The sequence below is a fragment of the Cerasibacillus sp. JNUCC 74 genome, assembly GCF_053667775.1.
The window spans coordinates 1,623,658-1,641,824 of record NZ_CM132207.1; the positions used below are offsets into that span (position 1 = coordinate 1,623,658).

Sequence of the window (18,167 nt, forward strand, 5' to 3'; positions counted from 1 at the left end):
ATTACTTGTAAAGCAAATAAGAGGGAAAACTCAAAAAAAATGTAGAATTTTGTAGAATCAAACATCGAATTTAAACAACTGCCCTATTATTTAGAATTTTTGCTAGCTATTGTTAAAGGATTGGTCTTTATGTAACCATAACCATAGCTGAGCACGTTTAATGGGGTGATATCAAGCTTAAAACGTTTTGAGATTTATACCGATTATTTATAAGCTTATATAGAAGCTTATTTTACATTAGTTGGGAGGTGAAAGCATCCAAACAACAATTTGGACGACGTCAACTGAAAATAAAGAGAAACAAGAACTAACTTTTCGCATGCCTACAAAAGATGACGGGGCTGCAGTTTGGGAGCTAATCAAGCAAATTGGTAAGCTCGATCTTAATTCTTCTTATAGCTATATCCTTTGGTGTGATATGTTTTCAAAAACATCCATCATTGTCGAGAGTGAAGAAGAAATAGTTGGCTTTATATCCGGGTTTGTCCATCCAGATAAACGGGATACGTTATTTATTTGGCAAGTTGCTGTTAAAGCTTCACAACGAGGAAAAGGATTAGGGACAAAGATGTTGATGAATTTGTTAAATCGTGAGCATCTAGCGGAAGTTAATTATCTTGAAGCTACGGTAACGCCTTCCAATTTACCTTCGCAATATTTGTTTTTAGGCTTGGCGAAAAAGCTAAATACAGAATGCGTTGTTGGAAACTATTATTCTTCTATTGATTTTCCAAGAACAGGACATGAGGATGAACAGTTGTATAAAATTGGCCCTATTCAAAAGGGAAATAATAAATAAAAGGATGATTTTGTGACTACAACAGTAGTAAAAAATAATCGCATGCAAACTTTTGAAGAGTTAGAATCAGCTGTTAGAAGCTACAGTAGAGGTTGGCCAACTGTGTTTGAAAAGGCTAAAGGCTATAAGCTGTGGGATATAGAAGGGAAAGAGTATATTGACTTTTTTGCGGGGGCTGGCGCTTTAAACTATGGACATAATCATGACATTATGCAGGAAAGATTAATTGATTATCTACAGAATGATGGCATTGTTCATAGTTTAGATATGGGAACAACACCTCGCAAGGATTTTTTAGAAGTATTCCATAATATTATTCTCAAGCCCCGAAATTTTGACTATAAAATTATGTTTCCTGGACCAACAGGAACAAATACGGTAGAAAGTGCTTTAAAAATTGCCAGAAAAGTTACCGGACGAGATACAGTAATCAGTTTTACCAATGCGTTTCATGGTATGACTATTGGTTCATTATCGGTTACCGGTAATTCATTTAAGCGGCAAGGTGCAGGAATTCCACTTCATCATAGTGTTTCTATGCCGTTTGATAATTATATTGATAATCAGGATTCCACTGCTTATTTAGAAAGGTTTTTAGAGGATAGTGGCAGTGGCGTTTCTTTACCGGCAGCAATTATTTTGGAGACAGTTCAAGGTGAAGGCGGTATTAATGCAGCAAGTATGGAATGGCTGCAAAAGATTGAAGCAATTTGTAAACAATGGGATATTTTGTTGATTGTCGATGATGTCCAGGCGGGCTGTGGAAGAACTGGAACATTTTTCAGTTTTGAACCAGCAGGGATTTATCCGGATATTGTTTGTTTATCAAAATCGATTGGTGGAATTGGCCTACCGATGGCGATTACATTAATAAAACCGGAATTTGATCAATGGGGACCAGGTGAACATAACGGGACATTCCGGGGAAATAATTTAGCTTTCATTGCAGCAACGGAAGCATTACGTCATTATTGGAAAGATGAGCGCTTTACAGAAGATATTTCACGGAGAAGCGAGCAGGTGAAAAATCGTAGTGAGGTAATTATTGAAAAATTCCCATCACTAAATGGAGAAGCCCGTGGCAGAGGATTAATGCAAGGGATTGCTCTACCTCATAACGGACTGGCTAATCAGATCTGTCAAGCAGCATTTCAGCGTGGGTTAATTGTTGAAACTTCTGGTCCAGATGATGAAGTAGTGAAATTTCTGCCTCCTTTGATCATCGATAAACAAGGAATTGATGAAGGGTTTGATATTTTAGAAGCAAGTATAAAGCAAATAGTGAAGAAATGAATTAATCAAACAAAGGGGAAATCATAATGATTGTCAAATCACTTGAAGATATTATTGGAACGAACGATGAAACGACCAGTGAGAACTGGACAAGTAGACGCTTTATCATGAAAAAGGATAATGTCGGCTTTAGTTTAAATGATACCATTATTAAAGCAGGTACTACTAATTTCTTTTGGTATAAAAATCATATTGAAGCAGTTTATTGTATTGAAGGAGAAGGGGAGATAGAAAAGCTTGAAACAGGTGAGGTATATCAGATAAAGCCTGGCACCATGTATCTGCTAAATGAAAATGATAAACATGAGCTTCGTGCTAGAACACAAATGCGTATGGTTTGTGTCTTTAATCCACCATTAGTTGGAACCGAAACCCATACAAAAGAAGGTTATTATCCACTGTTAACAGAATAATAGGATAATTAAAAGGAGCCATCTAATTCTTGGCTCCTTTTAAGTTCAATAGATATATTATAAAATGTTATTGAATAGCTGAAGCGTCTCATATGGATAGCGTACGAAAGAAGGGGAAAAATGGTAATTAATGATCCGTTATATGGAACTTATCAAGTGGATGATGTACTTGCCGCATTAATTAATAGTCGGCCTGTACAGCGGTTAAAAGGCATACATCAAGGTGGTGCAAGCTATTTGGTCAATCGAGCATGGAATGTAACCCGTTTTGATCATTCTATTGGAGTTATGCTTCTTATTAAACGATTAGGGGGATCACTGGAAGAGCAAATAGCCGGTTTACTGCATGATATTTCGCATACAGCTTTTTCTCATATCATTGATTTTGTGATGGATAATGAAAAGGAAGATTATCATGAACGTATTTTTCATGAAGTTGTTATAAACTCGGAATTGCCGCTAATATTAAAGATGTATGGCTATAATTATGAAGAAATCATAATGGATGATTCAAAATGGACGCTATTAGAGGAGTCTGCCCCAGAATTATGTGCAGATCGGGTTGATTATACACTCCGAGACATGTATACATATCGTAATATTTCACTTGCTGATGTAGAAGCATTTTTACAAAATCTAATTGTGATAGACGGTAAAATGTATCTTAATAAGTTAGAAATCGCTGAGTGGTTTGTAGAATTATATTATAAGGAAGTTATTGGTTTCTTTATGGATCCTTTAAATATATATGGAAGTGATCGTTTAACTGTTATTTTACAGCAAGCATTGGAAAAAAGAATCATCTCTTTATCGGATTTTTTCTTAGAGGATGAAGAAGTAAATGAGATATTACGTTCAACTCATGAACAGGAAATTACACAATCAATCGCACAGTTACAACAACCCGTTTCTGTTATTGAGGATGAAAAGAATTATCATATTCATCGTAAAACGAAGCTCCGTTTGATTGATCCATCAATTTTAAGTAGGGGTCAGCTTATTCGTTCATCAAAGTTATCCAATCGAATTAAAGACATGAATCAGCAAGCATATGAAAAAGCAAAGAAAGGATCATATGTGCGGATTTTAGGAAAGTAAACTGGATAGCTCAGATGTTGGATCTATTTAATAACACATAGCAACCCCAATTTTTCTTATAAATCCATCAATAATAAAGTAGTTATAGACATAACATTTAGAAAAGCTATTTAAGCTAAGTAAAAAAACGACCTTTCCCAAGCGACGCTAGCTAAAAAATGAAACACTACTCACCAGGTGACTTGCAACTAGGAAAACGGTCAGGGCAAGATATGAGCATATGAAGAAAAGGTCAAGAACGGTTTTAATTGTTATAATGGTTTTGCAGCTATAGGAGCAATATCGTTGGTTCCAGAAAAAAGATATAGCATCAGGAAATTAATTCTCTATTATCCGATCGTGCTGTCTTCATTAGTGTCCCTGTTTAATTATTTATTCGGATTGTATTTGTACTAGGAAGGCATACCAGCTTCTGGTAAAGAAGAAGAGAAGTATAAACAGTTTCAGATTTAAACTAAGAAAATAATTGAGATGAACAGTAGATAAACTGTAGCAGAAATCAAGGGAAAGGAAAAAGGATGCAAAAATACACATTGTAGGAAAATTTACAGCTATTTTGTACGGAGGAAGATTTACAGGGAAACTATTTGCATAAGCAGAATCAATTAAAATACTACAAAATAATGGTTCTATGATGTTCTAGGATTTTGTCACTAATGATTGCGATTTTAAAAAATTTAAACAGATTACAAGTTTTAAACATATGCTCCTGTTAACCGTCCAACAGCGATTGTTAGGACTTATTAAACTTTAAAATGGCTTATTGTAACATTTCCTATTGTCCTCATATTTGGCTTTCTTTCCTCTGTATTCCAATTCTTACAAAATAGCTTACACGTATTCGCTTGGATAAAATATAGCGTTTATCTACCAGACAATTCGATTTTGTCCATAACCATAAATATAATTAACTGCAAAGATAGCCCCCATTACGATAGTTATAATTCCGATTTTGTAGTAATACGAACAAGAAAGTGAAAGGTTTTAAAAACCCATAAAAATAGCAAGCGAATATTAGCCACTGGATCGGTGAGAAGTGGTTTCTTTGGTAGGTGCCATATTTAGTAATATAACTCCTCCAATGATCGCTATTAAGCCAATGGCTGTTAATGAGCCAAAAGGTTCATTCCATATGAATATACCAATCAAGGCAGTTAAAGCTGTTCCAAGACCTGACCAAATAGCATAGGCGAGGCTTAAAGCAATTGTCTTCAAGCTTAAAGATAAATAATAAAATGCTAGGCTAAATCCAAGGATAAAGCATAGAGTTGGAATAAGATTTGTAAAGCCATTTGATAATTTTAGCATGGTTGTACCAAACACTTCAAAGACAATCGCAATAATTAAAAAAAGATATCCTTTCATTCGTTATCCCCCGCTTGTCATTAATTTCCAGAAGCTAACCTCAACGTAACAACACCACCAATAATAAGAAATAAGCCAACTATTTTCCGCATATAGACATGTTCTTTAAACAATAGGATACCTAACACTGCTGTAAGTGCAGTTCCTGCTCCCGACCAGATAGCATAAGCTGTACTTAACGGTATTTTAGCCAATGTTAAAGATAAAAAGTAAAAAGCCGTTCCCATACCCAAAACAACACCTAAGGATGGAAGAAGGCGTTTAAAACCATTAGACAGCTTCAACATCGTACTGCCGAAAACTTCACTAATAATCGCAAAAAATAATAGGGCAAAAGGATTCATCGTATTCCTCCTCGTTTATTTTCTATCGTTTTTTAATGTATGATCTTCTTACAAACTTTCCTGTTGATTTATTAAATTACTTGTACGTAGTGACGTTTATTTGTTCATTGTTACTTGGCTATTCAAACCTATTTCGTCATGTCAATTAAACGAGCGATCACTTTTTCCCGCAAATCTTTCTGTAAAGGTGCCATATTTAAAAGCTGTGAATAATATAGTCCATCGATCGCAAGACGAATGATACTCGCATCAACAGGATCTAGCTTATCCTGTTCTATTTTAGATTGCATGTGCTGATACCCTTCAGACATCTCTTTTGTCATGTTGGGATCTAGCATAGAGGTAGCCATAATTCCTATATTAAGCTTTGCATTATTTTCAAGGTCCCAATTGGATACTTGAATAAGGGAACGTGTCCATTTCCCTTTATCCACCGGATCATTAGCTGCATATTCATAAAACAGGTTTGTATATTGTTCAAAAACATAATCTGCTAAGCCTTTTAACAATGCATCTTTATTGGGAAAGTGATATAAAAGACCGCCCTTGCTAATGCCGGCATAATTTGCTACAGCTTCTAGGGTTAAAGCATTAAAATCATGTTCTAATATAAATTCCGTACCAGATTTTAAAATATGCTGGCGTTTCTTTTCAGCTTTCGATGCCAATATTACCCCTCCAAATAACAAAAACTTGACTAGAGCTCGGATGTAGATGTTTTCCCAGTTGTACATGTACTTAAACCCACCCAAACATTTTGTTACTTTGATTTACTTCTAAGCAAAAATCTTATCGATCTATGATTACAGATAGTGAATGATTCCAACTAAAAAGACCGTCTGGACGGTTTTATATTATTTTACTAATTTCAAAAAACATTGTCAATCCATGTATTTTGCTATAGGGAAGTATAAAACTTTAGGCTTTATAGTATAAGAAAAACGTTGGCTTTCGTCATAAAAACTTGGCAACTAGCCAATTTTTTTCTTTTTCTAACTTAATTGGAAGTAAGAATAGGAGAAAAAATGTAAAGAACAAAAGCTTGAAACTCGCAACGTTTGTTAACGAAGCTAGTTTTAAGGAAGTTATCCACCGTGTAGAAACAGATCCACTTTTCTATACAATAAAAAACGCGGTGATTATTGAAGAGACGATAACCTTTATTACTACACTATATGGATAGAGACACTTCCATATATTACAAGTTAACATTGAATAGATAGGCTTTATAATAGAGTGTGGAGGTGAACGGTTTGTATATTGGTTTAATTGTATTAATTCTATTAAGCTATTTTTTATATAAGGGCTATCAAAATACACATTCGTTCGTTTTAAATGAGATAAAGGTCGAAACAGATAGTGAAACCAGTAAAAACACATCGCTTAATATATTGCATATTTCGGATATGCATATTGAAAATATCTCGGTAACACCCGAGCGTTTAATTGAGAGCATTGATTCAAAGCGAATTGACTTAATTGCGTTAACTGGTGATTTTTTGGACCGCAAGCGAAGCATTCCCAAATTAATTCCTTACCTAAAGGTATTACGTAAGCTTCAACCAGTATATGGTGCGTATGCCGTATTTGGTAATCATGATTATATTTTGAATCGTAAAAGCTTTGTGCGGTTAAAAAAGGTGCTAAATGAACACGGCTTTAAAACATTACAAAATGAAAATAAGCAAATACAAGTACAGGGTAAATGTGTCAATATTATTGGAATTGATAATTTTAGTACGAATCATAGTGATTTATTAAGAGCATTTGATGGTGTAGAAGAAGGAAGTAATTTAGTGTTGACACATGACCCTAATGTAGTGTTAAAAATGAATGAGTACCATTTTGATTATTTACTTTCAGGCCACTTTCATGGCGGACAAATTCATTGGCCAAAGCCTTATCATCTTCGCAAAATGGGGAAGTTAGTCAAGATGAATATGGTAAAAGGCTTACATCTCTTAAATGGCAGACCATTTTATATTAGTGAGGGCCTTGGGCAAACAGGTGTTAATATCCGTGTTGGTAGTCGACCTGAAGTCACGATTCATCACTTGCCAGTCAAATAAAACGATGTTGCTATCTATCTTAGTAACCCGGGATGTTTTACATGAATATATGGATAGCAGCTTAATCCGTACTCTGAAGATTTAAATGAAGGAGCAAGGGATATTAGGAGTATTAATGCTGTTCTTGGATTTTAAGGAAAATTATATAGGCTGGTCTTAAAAATACTGATTTAGAGCAGTGTGTTTTAAATAAGATAATAGAACAGTCAAAACAAGCTAACTGAAAATGGGGCTATTTGAACTTCCTCTATAAGTCAAGGTGGAACTATATAGAATCGTCTTTTTTATGCTATGATAGATAAAAAACTTAAGGAAGTAATGATCATGGACTTTTTAACTGGGAAGTTATTACTCATTTTTTTATTTATCTTTATTATTCATAGTATTGAAACGCTAGCTTATGCGGTTCGCTTATCGGGAGCAAGGGTGAAGATGATTGCTTCAGCTCTTGCTCTTTTTAATGTTATGGTTATTGTTTCACGTTTAGCAAACATGATGCAACAACCTTTTACAGGTAGCTTGATCGATACAGCACCTGCTGAAAATACACTTCAATTTGTAGAATATCAGTATCGAATACTAATTGGTGCATCTACTGCAGGAACGGTAGCTGGTATTATGATGTTTCCAACGTTTATCGCTTTATTTTCCAGAGCAATTATCCATTTATCAAATGAAAATGGCTCGATACCAGCTTTAATTCGAAAAGGTCTATCCGTTGATTTTTTTCTGCGAGGGTGGAAGCATGTTCGCTTCCCTAGAAGATCGGATGTAACTGGAATCAAGTTTAGGGATATACCTATGAAGTTATTTTTTATTAATATGGTTATTACTGCTATTTATACAATTGGTGTATTAGCAGCCTTATATGCTTCTTTAATTGTACCGGAACGAGCTGCTACAGCAGTAATGGCTTCTGGACTAATAAATGGTGTTGCAACCATTCTGCTCGTTATTTTTGTAGACCCTAAAGTATCTGTGCTTGCGGATGATGTCGTAAACAATCGTGGAAGCTATCAAACTTTAAAAATAGTTTCATTAATGATGGTAAGCTCACGGCTTTTTGGCACATTATTGGCTCAAGTTTTATTTATTCCTGGGGCAAAATATGTTGCATGGTTTACGAAATTTATAATTTAACGGCTATACAACAGAATGAGATTTGGCTAGTGTCAAGCCGTTTTCGAACGTGTGTTGCCAAACTAAGGAAGATAGAACTAATGGAATATATATGATCGGAAAAATAGCAATTTTGGTACGAAACATCCAAAACTAAGCGTTATGGAGAGTAAAAATGATGAATAATAAATTCCAGTTACTGCAAACGTTAAATCAACAAATTAAAGCAAATAAACATATTATTGGTGTTGCTGCTGGATCGGGTCTTACAGCTAAATATGCCGAACAAGGTGGCGCTGATTTTATATTGGCGTTAAGCTCTGGAAGATTTCGTCAGATGGGAGTAAGCTCGTTAGCCGGTTTTACTGCATGTACGAATAGTAATCAAATGGTAATGGAATTTGCTTTTAAGGAAGTATTGCCAACTTTAAAAAAGATCCCAACGATTTTTGGCTTATTTGCTACAGACCCTACAATTGATATGAAAGCCTATATTAGACAAATTAAAGCCAGTGGTTTTGCCGGAATAAACAACTACCCGACAGTGGGATTGATTGATGGCCAATTTCGCGAAGGCTTAGAGAGTCAAGGTATTTCTTTTGCCAAAGAAGTAGAGGCGATTCAATTTGCGAATGAGCTGGATCTGATTACTGTAGCTTTTGTCTTTAATGAAACACAAGCAATAGAGATGCTCAAAGCCGGTGCAGATATAATTTGTGTGCATCTTGGTTTAACTGTAGGTGGGATTTTAGGTGCCAAGCAAATTCAATCATTACAATCTGCTAAGAAGTTAGCTGTGGGTATCTTTCATGCATGTGATAAGGTAAACCCGAATGTGATCAAAATGGTTTATGGAGGACCTGTTAATCGGCCGATCGATGTGCAATTCATGTATGATGGAACAGAAATAGATGGGTATATCGGCGGCTCTGTATTTGAACGTATCCCGGCAGAGCAGATTATTTTTAATATAACCAAATCATTTAAAGAAACGTATGATGTTAAATACGAGACATATATACAAAAAATAATGGCTGGTTTTTCTAACAAGGAAGATTATGTGGAGTTTATAAAAGATTATATAAGTACACACTATATGGACGAGATTACGTTAAATGATTTAGCAAGTATATTAAATCTTTCCAGACCTTATTTAAGCTCTTTATTTAAGACAGAGGTAGGAATTCCATTTACACAATATTTGATTGATTTTAGATTAAATCGAGCTATAGAAATTATGCGGGAAAAAAGACTCCCTCTTTCCACAGTTGCCGAAATGGTTGGTTATCCTGATTATGCTCAGTTTAGTAAGATATTTAAAAAAAGAATAGGTGTTTCTCCAACCATGTTCACGTTTAGATGAAAAAGTATAAACATAGGGATTGATAAAGCTTCAAGTTTTATCATAAACACAACTAGCAGATTGTTTGTACCAAAAGCTAATGCTAGCTAATTTTTTAATAAGATTTCATAGTAAGTTTTTACCATTACAATTTATTACTTTTTTGTTAAAACAGGTATAAATCTTACATAATGACAAAATATACAAACATAAGCACATTACTATTTACGATAGGAAACGGTATCATTTGATATAGAAAGAAAAACACAAATGCCTTATAGGTCATAAGTCGGGTGTTTGAGCCTTTCAACAATTGGTATCGTTTTCTCATTTATTCCATATAAGGGCTGCAAACGCATGTAACAGGAATAGTTGTCAGCTAAGAAAAATAAATGAGTGTAACGAGATCCCTACATGCCCGCTTCGTTCAAATGCCTTTAGGTCATACCCTTGTGGTACAAACATTCCGGGTGGTAAAGCTTTCCTGGAATGAAGGTTCAGTTCATATGAAAGGGGAGAAGTATATTGAGTAAAACGATTGCTTTAGCAGGTACGTTCGATACGAAAGGAAAGGAATTTTTGTTTGTAAAAGAACTGATTGAGTCGTTAGGCTTTAGAACATTGACGATTCACACAGGAGTATTTAAACCGGCATTTGATCCGGATATTTCCAATGAAGTTCTTTTTCAAGCTGCTGGAGAAAATATAAATGAAATTGTGGAAGCTGAAGATCGGGGAAAAGCGACGCTTGTTTTATCAAAAGGAATGGAAATTGTCTTACCACAGTTATATGAACAAGGGAAGCTTGATGGAATTCTTTCGTTTGGTGGCTCCGGTGGGACTTCAATAGTTACACCTGGAATGAGAGCATTACCAATTGGTGTTCCAAAAATAATGGTATCAACAGTTGCTTCAGGTAATGTAGCTCCTTATGTTGGAACGAGCGATATTATAATGTACCCATCGATTGTTGATGTAGCTGGATTAAATAGAATTTCCACCAAAATATTTACCAATGCTGTTTTCGCTATTGTTGGAATGTTGAGCTTTGAAAACAAACAGCGCTTTGATAACAAGCCTTTATTAGCTGCGACGATGTTTGGATTGACAACTCCATGTATCAACTACGCGAAAGCATATGTCGAAAAGCAAGGTTATGAAATGCTTGTTTTTCATGCTACGGGAGTTGGTGGACGTACAATGGAAAGCTTAATTGAAGCAGGCTTTATTGAAGGTGTACTGGATATAACAACAACAGAATGGGCAGATGAAATAGTGGGGGGGGTACTTGGTGCTGGACCTCATCGCTTAGAAGCTGCAGCAAAACATAATGTCCCACAGGTTGTTTCAGTAGGAGCCATGGATATGGTGAACTTTGGACCTTATGAAACTGTGCCAGAACGATTTACCGGTCGAAAGTTTTATAAGCATAATCCAACTGTAACGTTAATGCGAACCAATATGGAAGAAAATAAACAAATAGGAGAAGTTCTTGCAGAGAAACTTAATATGGCCTCAGGAGATACAGCTTTAATCTTACCATTAAAAGGGCTATCTGGTCTTGATGTGCATGGACAGCCGTTTTACGGACCGGAAGAGGATCAAATGCTATTTGATACGTTAAAAAAGAATATTGATCGAGATAAAGTTCAGGTGATTGAATTAGAAAAGGCAATCAATGATCGTGCGTTTGCAGAAGCAGCAGCAGAGAAGCTTATCCAATTAATAGAAGAGAAAAAAGGAGAAAATTAATATGTTAAGATCAGAAATTTTACAACGTTTTAAAGAACAAATTAAAGAAGGGAATATCTTATTAGGTGTAGGAGCAGGAACTGGTATTACCGCAAAAAGCAGTGAAGCCGGCGGAGCAGACATGTTAATTGTTTATAATTCGGGTCGCTATCGTATGGCAGGTCGTGGTTCATTAGCTGGGCTTCTCTCCTATGGAGATGCTAATCAAATTGTAGTTGAAATGGGAAGTGAAGTATTGCCAGTTGTCAAGGACACTCCAGTATTAGCTGGTGTAAACGGAACCGATCCATTTCGGGTTATGGATGTATTTTTAAAGGAGTTAAAATCTCAAGGATTTTGCGGGGTGCAAAATTTCCCGACGGTTGGATTAATTGATGGCGTGTTTAGACAAAATTTAGAAGAAACTGGAATGGGTTATGATTTAGAAGTTGATATGATTAAAAAAGCACATGAACTAGATATGTTAACTACTCCATATGTTTTTAATGAAGAACAAGCAAAGAAAATGGCAGAAGCAGGTGCAGATATACTGGTAGCACATATGGGGTTAACTACTAAAGGATCAATTGGTGCTAAAACAGCACTAACTCTTGATGACTCTGTAGAACGTATTCAGAAAATAGTTAACGCTGGTCGAGAGGTCAATCCAGATATTTTAGCTATTTGTCATGGTGGACCAATCGCTGAACCACAAGACGCTGCATATGTTATCGAAAAAGTAGATGGGATTGTCGGCTTTTTTGGTGCGTCAAGTATTGAACGATTTGCAGCGGAAAAAGGAATAAAAGAGCAATCCGAAGCCTTTAAACAAATTCGTTTATAAAAAATGGAACGACAACTCTGCTGGCATGTTGACTTTTTCTCAAGGTTATGGAAGTTAATTTCTTTTCGTAAACATAAATTATATACAATGGTGCATAATGAGGGTAAACGATAAGGAAGCTAGGTGATCATATGGAAATACAAGAAAACTTTCAACCTGGTGAAGTTGTTTATGTCATTATCCGCAATCCTCATGCACAAGATGTAGCACAAGTTCAACAGGCTGCTGTTGTAGAGAATCCTGAACAGCCGAAAGAATTAGCATTGTTTATTTATGAAACGTTCTACCCGTTAACAGAAGAAGTAGCAGTCTATAAATCAGCCGATGAAGCTGAGGTAGCATATGAAGCTGCTTTCGGTACATCTGATCAGGAAGGGTATCATGGTTAAGCCGTTTATACCGCAATTAGTATACGTAGAACCAAGAGCATTAGACTATCCGTTAGGAAAAAAGCTGATATCCAAGTTTGAAAAGATGGGAATTGAAATTAGACAAACGACTTCACATAATCAAATTCGAAATTTACCAGGGGACAATCACTTTCAAAAATATCGAGTTGCCAAATCGACATTGGTTCTAGGGTTGCGGAAAACGTTAAAATTTGATACATCAAAGCCATCCGCAGAATATGCCATCCCTTTTGCAACTGGTTGTATGGGACATTGTCACTATTGCTATTTACAAACAACGATGGGAAGTAAGCCATATATCCGCACATATGTTAATGTTGATGAAATATTTGATGCTGCAGAACAGTATATGCAAGAACGAGCGCCAGAGATTACTCGGTTTGAAGCATCATGTACTTCAGATATTGTCGGTCTTGATCATTTGACCCACACATTGAAGCGAGCAATTGAGTACTTTGGCAGAACAGAATATGGACAATTAAGATTTGTGACCAAATTTAGCCATGTTGATCATTTGTTGGAGGCAGAGCATAGGGGGCGAACTCGATTTCGCTTTAGTATCAATGATGATTATATTATTAAATATTTTGAACCTGGTACATCCAGATTACACGAACGAATTGAAGCAGCTGTTAAAGTCGCTGAAGCTGGTTATCCTCTAGGGTTTATTGTAGCACCGATTTATTTACATGACGGCTGGAAAAATGGCTACAAGGAGATGTTTGAAAAACTGGAAGCAGCATTACCAGAAAAAGCGAAAAAGAATCTTACATTTGAAATGATTCAACATCGCTTTACGAAACCTGCTAAACGAGTAATACAACAAAATTATCCCATGACAAAACTGGAATTAGATGAATCGAAGCGAAAATGGAAGTGGGGACGGTATGGTATTGGCAAATACGTATATCAAGATGAAGAACAAGCAGAGATTAAAGCTACTTTAGGAGGATATATTAATACTTACTTTCCTGATGGGAAAATTGAGTATTTCACGTAACTAAAAGGTTGCCTGATTAGGCAGCCTTTTAGTTTGCTACGCTTTTATAGGTATTTAAATGTCAATGCCCTTTGCTTTTAAGTTGTCTAAACAATCTTGTAAATACAACTCATCATGCTCTGGATAAATAGGGAAATCTGGAATAAAACGTTGTTCCCCTTTATACAAGCTTTTTTCCGTATGAGGAGGACAAGCTTTTCCACGATAAAACGGATCTTTCCAAAGCGGGTCAACTTGATAACCTCTCTGCCGCATTTCTTTCATAATAAATTGATGGTACAAAAATAGACGATATGGAGAATAGGTAAAAACATAATTTACAGTAGCATGCTTTTTCCCCCAACCGTTTCCTCTTAATGCACAACACTCTCGATGTTGACCTAATAATTGCTGTCTTGGCAGGTTGGAGATAAGTTGTTGATGCCAAAGTCTCATACGTTTACCTCCTTTTTTTATAAGATGCCGTAAGATTCCTGCTTGAAGAGTTAGGAAATACGAAGATGCCTGGCATCTCAATGCCTCATTCACTTCAACAAGCAAGGAAAGTTTCTACAGCGACACATCTTACGTAAAAAAAAGCAGTATTCTTTTTCAAGGACAAGAAAGCCTTCTTGATTAAGCATGACGTTTTTGCAAGGGTAAGGAGCGCTAAGACTACAATAATCGGGTCCGAAATCTTAGATCTGTTCTCTATAGAAAAAAGCCCCGTTGACTAAAGCTCCGCTTTATTAGTTGTAATATCAGACGGTTTATCCTGATATGTTCGAGTGATTCTAAGGGATCATATCTCTAGGGTACGTTCTGTCTTTAAATATTATACTACTATAAAGTTCATTGATTTAGGCATGTGAAACTTACTATGTTAAAATAATTATGTATAGATTGGAAATGAATTGAAATTTTTTATGAAAATATAGCAATACGAAGAAGGTGTATCAAATATGGATTATTTCTATTCCCTACATCCAGTTATTCAAGCGATGATTGCAACATTATTTACATGGGGGATGACCGCGCTTGGCGCAGCTTTAGTATTTACGACTAAAAATTTTAACCAGCGTTTTTTAGACAGTATGTTAGGGTTTGCGGGAGGTGTCATGATTGCGGCAAGCTTCTGGTCATTACTCTCTCCTGCCTTAGATATGGCTGAAGCAAGTGGTAAGATTGCCTGGATTCCAGCGGCCATTGGTTTTATGGCAGGAGGTATATTCCTTTGGGGGATTGACAAATTACTTCCACATCTCCATCCAACATCACCAATCCAAGAAGCAGAAGGAATGCATCCTGATCGGAAAAAGCGAAGCACATTACTCGTTTTAGCAATCACCCTTCATAATATTCCAGAAGGATTAGCAGTAGGAGTAGCGTTTGGCGCTATTGCGGCAGATCTGCCTACAGCCACAACTGCTGGTGCAATTGCTTTAGCGATTGGAATTGGGATTCAAAACTTTCCAGAAGGATTAGCAGTTTCCATGCCATTACGTAGGGAAGGAATGTCTCGGAAGAAAAGCTTTATGTACGGTCAATTTTCAGGCATGGTAGAGCCAATTGCAGGGATTATTGGAGCACTTGCGGTTACGTTTATTCAACCATTATTACCGTATGCGCTCAGCTTTGCTGCAGGTGCTATGATCTTTGTGGTTGCTGAGGAGGTCATTCCTGGTTCTCAAGAAGCTGGTAATCGAGACTTGGCTTCTATGAGCTTAATGGTTGGTTTCACTGTGATGATGATACTCGATGTTGCACTTGGTTAAATATGTTAGTAACGATTTTCTTCTGTCGTTGAGAAGAAAATCGTTTTTTAAATTTATTTCATCAGAAGATCTCAGTTTGCACATCGCTACGTGAGCTTTCTTGCTTTTGTTTTTGCGTTGCAGGTTCAGGTGAGCATCTAGCGGAATTTCCGACTCCGCACCTAAGTTGATTACAGCAATTGTAATCAACTGTTAACTGTTTATGATAACTGGAACCCATTTTTTTACACTATTAATCAACCAGATATTTGTACATTCATCCAATTCATTTAATGTAATCACTTTTTCAGTAATTCGTCCTTTATCTATTAAATACTGTCGAAAAGTGCCTGCTAATAATCCACATTCTACTGGTGGGGTATAAAATTTTCCATTGCGTTCGACCACTACATTACCAATCGTAAATTCTGTGAGCTCTTCATCGGCATTCCATAACAATACATCATCTGCCAGAGGGTGCTCATTTAGAAATGCCTTGTACATACCTCGATTCGTTGTTTTATAGTAGTAAAATGGATTGGCTTTATCAATCGGATGCTTCGCTATTGCAACTTGTATCGGTTGTGTTTTTGACTGTATATTTTGAATTTCGATTGAAATTTCTCCTGCATTAGTTACTAAGAGTCGCAGTTTATATATTCCTAAGGGATAGCGATTAGCTATTTGTTGCAGTTGTTGTTGAATGGAAATTAAATCTATTGGGTAAGCAAAATAGTCTCCTGATTTTGCTAAGCGCTGTAAATGATAGTCAAGTAAATAATAGCTGCCATTTTCTAGCTTTATCGTCTCCAACAGGTCAAACTTCTCCGGCTGTTGTTGCAAAAAACGAGCTTTCGTTAAAATTTCATCATACTCTCCCTTACTTGTAGAGTCCCAAGTAATGCCTCCACCAACTCCATAATATGCTTTGCCGCTAGAATTCTCAATAAGTACCGTACGGATTGGTACGTTGAAAATCGCCTCTTTTTCCGGAGTAATATATCCGATAGCACCACAATATATTTGTCGCGGAGTGTCTTCTAAATCATGGATAATTTTCATGGTACTTACTTTAGGGGCACCAGTAATTGAGCCACAAGGGAATAATGCTTTAAAAATTGCCGGAATATCTGCTTTTACCTCAGCAGTAACAGTTGAAGTCATCTGAAAAACCGTTGGATAGCGTTCAATCGTAAATAGATGAGGAACCTCCACTGTTCCAGGTTTAGCAATAGTTCCCAAGTCATTTCGCAGCAAGTCCACAATCATTACATTTTCCGCCCGGTTTTTTTCCGAATGATATAACCAATGCGCTAGCTCGTCATCTTCTCTAGCTGAAGATCCTCTTTTTACAGTACCTTTCATCGGTTTCGTTGTAATCTGTCCGTCCTTTAAATGAAAGAATAGTTCAGGGGAAGCAGATAAAATGGAGTAACTCCCAATATGTAAGTAGGCGGAATAGTTGGCAGCTTGGGACTCTGCTAACTGTTGATAATATCCATAACAATCACCACGAAAGCGGCTATGTAACCGAATGGTGTAGTTCACCTGATATGTTTCTCCATTTTCAATATGTTGTTTAATTTGCTTGATATATTTCTGATATTCTGTAGCCGATACATTAGCTTTCCATTCATCTATATGAAAATTTCCTGCTTGTACCGTATTAACTGTAATTGTTTCTTTAAAAATACCAAACCATAACAGTGGGAATGTTCCGCCTGAATGGACTTTAAAAGCAGAATCAAAGGCTGGAGCAGCTTCATAGGAAACAAACCCTGCAGCATAATAACCAGCGTCAACATACGCTTCAACTGTTTCTAAGCAAGAGACGACCTCTTCTAGCTTAGTAGCTTGAATAACAGTATATGGATTGGTAAATTCTAATGTTTGCTTTTCTCCAACTTGATTAGCAAAATCAAAATGAAGATAAGGAATGTCTTGTTGCATATGTAAAACCATCCTTTTTCCCAAAAAAATTTCTTAACAGTTCTATTCCTTGTTCGGATAAAACGGCTTCCGGGTGAGCTTGAATACCTTCAAGGGGATAGTGCTTATGCCGAATAGCCATCACTTCACCATCCTCTGTCATGGCACTAATTTCCAAGCAGTTGGGAAGTGAGTCTGCAGCAACAATTAATGAATGGTATCTTGTAACGCTAAGCGGATTTGGCAAGTTGGAAAATATACCTTTATTATCATGATGTATATACGATACTTTACCGTGCATTGGCTGTTTAGCTTTTTTAATCACTGCACCAAATGCTTGAGCAATTATTTGATGGCCTAAGCAAATTCCGATAATAGGGTAGTTTTTATATAACGTAGTGACAATCTCTAGAGAAATCCCGGCTGAATCAGGAGTACTTGGTCCGGGAGATAGCAAAATAGCTGATGGTTGTAATTGATTAATTTGTTCAAGCGTAATTGCATCATTACGAACAACATGTGTTGTAAAATTAAGTTGGTTAAGATATTGAACGAGATTATAAGTAAAAGAATCATAGTTATCAATGACTAATATCATAATTATCCCTTCTTTTTAAACATGAGATAAACTATATTATCTACAGAAATGAAAAATTCTTAACATGCTTTTGTTTTTAC

General features: G+C 36.2%; 18 protein-coding genes. 12 read left to right on the forward strand and 6 right to left on the reverse strand.

The annotated features are described in order from the left end of the window. The first annotated feature begins 241 nt into the window (after positions 1 to 241). From ectA to JNUCC74_RS07105, 4 genes are all read left to right on the forward strand, one after another. Entirely contained in the window at positions 242 to 799 is a 558-nt protein-coding gene (ectA, locus tag JNUCC74_RS07090) for a diaminobutyrate acetyltransferase (protein WP_454067465.1), read from the forward strand. Between the two features lie 12 nt (positions 800 to 811). Further along, a complete protein-coding gene (gene ectB, locus JNUCC74_RS07095) occupies positions 812 to 2,092 on the forward strand; it encodes a diaminobutyrate--2-oxoglutarate transaminase (protein ID WP_454067466.1) in 1,281 nt (426 codons plus the stop codon). 26 nt (positions 2,093 to 2,118) lie between these two features. Next, positions 2,119 to 2,505 (forward strand): ectoine synthase, encoded by a 387-nt coding sequence (locus tag JNUCC74_RS07100; RefSeq protein WP_454067467.1) that lies wholly within the window; start codon positions 2,119 to 2,121, stop codon positions 2,503 to 2,505. Between the two features lie 120 nt (positions 2,506 to 2,625). Further along, positions 2,626 to 3,603: an HD domain-containing protein gene (locus JNUCC74_RS07105; RefSeq protein WP_454067468.1), complete on the forward strand. Its 978-nt coding sequence runs from the start codon at positions 2,626 to 2,628 to the stop codon at positions 3,601 to 3,603. A gap of 1,014 nt (positions 3,604 to 4,617) precedes the next feature. Here JNUCC74_RS07105 and JNUCC74_RS07110 read toward each other — a convergent pair. The 3 genes from JNUCC74_RS07110 to JNUCC74_RS07120 all read right to left on the reverse strand — a co-directional run bounded on the left by JNUCC74_RS07110 (position 4,618) and on the right by JNUCC74_RS07120 (position 5,980). Further along, complete coding sequence (locus JNUCC74_RS07110; protein ID WP_454067469.1) at positions 4,618 to 4,968, reverse strand: DMT family transporter; 351 nt, start codon at positions 4,966 to 4,968, stop codon at positions 4,618 to 4,620. 20 nt (positions 4,969 to 4,988) lie between these two features. Beyond that, positions 4,989 to 5,312: a DMT family transporter gene (locus tag JNUCC74_RS07115; RefSeq protein ID WP_454067470.1), complete on the reverse strand. Its 324-nt coding sequence runs from the start codon at positions 5,310 to 5,312 to the stop codon at positions 4,989 to 4,991. 128 nt (positions 5,313 to 5,440) lie between these two features. Further along, on the reverse strand, positions 5,441 to 5,980 hold the full coding sequence (locus tag JNUCC74_RS07120; protein ID WP_454067471.1) for a TetR/AcrR family transcriptional regulator: 540 nt from the start codon (positions 5,978 to 5,980) through the stop codon (positions 5,441 to 5,443). A 585-nt stretch (positions 5,981 to 6,565) separates the two neighbouring features. On the opposite strand from JNUCC74_RS07120, the gene JNUCC74_RS07125 reads away from it, so the two are divergent. From JNUCC74_RS07125 to splB, 7 genes are all read left to right on the forward strand, one after another. Further along, positions 6,566 to 7,381: a metallophosphoesterase gene (locus JNUCC74_RS07125; RefSeq protein ID WP_454067472.1), complete on the forward strand. Its 816-nt coding sequence runs from the start codon at positions 6,566 to 6,568 to the stop codon at positions 7,379 to 7,381. A 324-nt stretch (positions 7,382 to 7,705) separates the two neighbouring features. After that, entirely contained in the window at positions 7,706 to 8,521 is an 816-nt protein-coding gene (locus JNUCC74_RS07130) for a lipid II flippase Amj family protein (protein WP_454067473.1), read from the forward strand. Positions 8,522 to 8,678: 157 nt separating this feature from the next. After that, a complete protein-coding gene (locus tag JNUCC74_RS07135) occupies positions 8,679 to 9,863 on the forward strand; it encodes a phosphoenolpyruvate hydrolase family protein (RefSeq protein WP_454067474.1) in 1,185 nt (394 codons plus the stop codon). A 504-nt stretch (positions 9,864 to 10,367) separates the two neighbouring features. Then, positions 10,368 to 11,594 carry a Tm-1-like ATP-binding domain-containing protein gene (locus tag JNUCC74_RS07140; protein WP_454067475.1) on the forward strand — a complete coding sequence of 409 codons (1,227 nt, stop codon included), beginning with the start codon at positions 10,368 to 10,370 and terminating at the stop codon, positions 11,592 to 11,594. Between the two features lies 1 nt (position 11,595). Continuing rightward, a complete protein-coding gene (locus JNUCC74_RS07145) occupies positions 11,596 to 12,417 on the forward strand; it encodes a phosphoenolpyruvate hydrolase family protein (RefSeq protein ID WP_077320184.1) in 822 nt (273 codons plus the stop codon). Positions 12,418 to 12,548: 131 nt separating this feature from the next. After that, positions 12,549 to 12,806, forward strand: a complete 258-nt coding sequence (locus JNUCC74_RS07150; RefSeq protein ID WP_454067476.1) for a transcriptional regulator SplA domain-containing protein — start codon at positions 12,549 to 12,551, stop codon at positions 12,804 to 12,806. Continuing rightward, the gene (splB, locus tag JNUCC74_RS07155; RefSeq protein WP_077320186.1) at positions 12,799 to 13,827 is read left to right on the forward strand and encodes a spore photoproduct lyase; all 1,029 of its coding nucleotides are present in this window, start codon (positions 12,799 to 12,801) and stop codon (positions 13,825 to 13,827) included. Before JNUCC74_RS07150 ends, splB begins: the two co-directional genes overlap by 8 nt. A gap of 54 nt (positions 13,828 to 13,881) precedes the next feature. Here the strand turns inward: splB and JNUCC74_RS07160 are convergent, their stop codons facing one another. Then, positions 13,882 to 14,262 (reverse strand): TIGR02328 family protein, encoded by a 381-nt coding sequence (locus tag JNUCC74_RS07160; RefSeq protein ID WP_454067477.1) that lies wholly within the window; start codon positions 14,260 to 14,262, stop codon positions 13,882 to 13,884. 506 nt (positions 14,263 to 14,768) lie between these two features. Between JNUCC74_RS07160 and JNUCC74_RS07165 the strand changes: the two genes are divergently transcribed. Continuing rightward, positions 14,769 to 15,581 carry a ZIP family metal transporter gene (locus JNUCC74_RS07165; RefSeq protein WP_454067478.1) on the forward strand — a complete coding sequence of 271 codons (813 nt, stop codon included), beginning with the start codon at positions 14,769 to 14,771 and terminating at the stop codon, positions 15,579 to 15,581. 192 nt (positions 15,582 to 15,773) lie between these two features. Here the strand turns inward: JNUCC74_RS07165 and pabB are convergent, their stop codons facing one another. Together pabB and JNUCC74_RS07175 are read right to left on the reverse strand one after the other, a co-directional pair. Next, on the reverse strand, positions 15,774 to 17,510 hold the full coding sequence (gene pabB / locus JNUCC74_RS07170) for an aminodeoxychorismate synthase component I (RefSeq protein WP_454067479.1): 1,737 nt from the start codon (positions 17,508 to 17,510) through the stop codon (positions 15,774 to 15,776). Beyond that, complete coding sequence (locus JNUCC74_RS07175; RefSeq protein ID WP_454067480.1) at positions 17,479 to 18,087, reverse strand: anthranilate synthase component II; 609 nt, start codon at positions 18,085 to 18,087, stop codon at positions 17,479 to 17,481. The genes pabB and JNUCC74_RS07175 overlap by 32 nt, the downstream gene beginning before the upstream one ends. Positions 18,088 to 18,167: the final 80 nt, after the last annotated feature.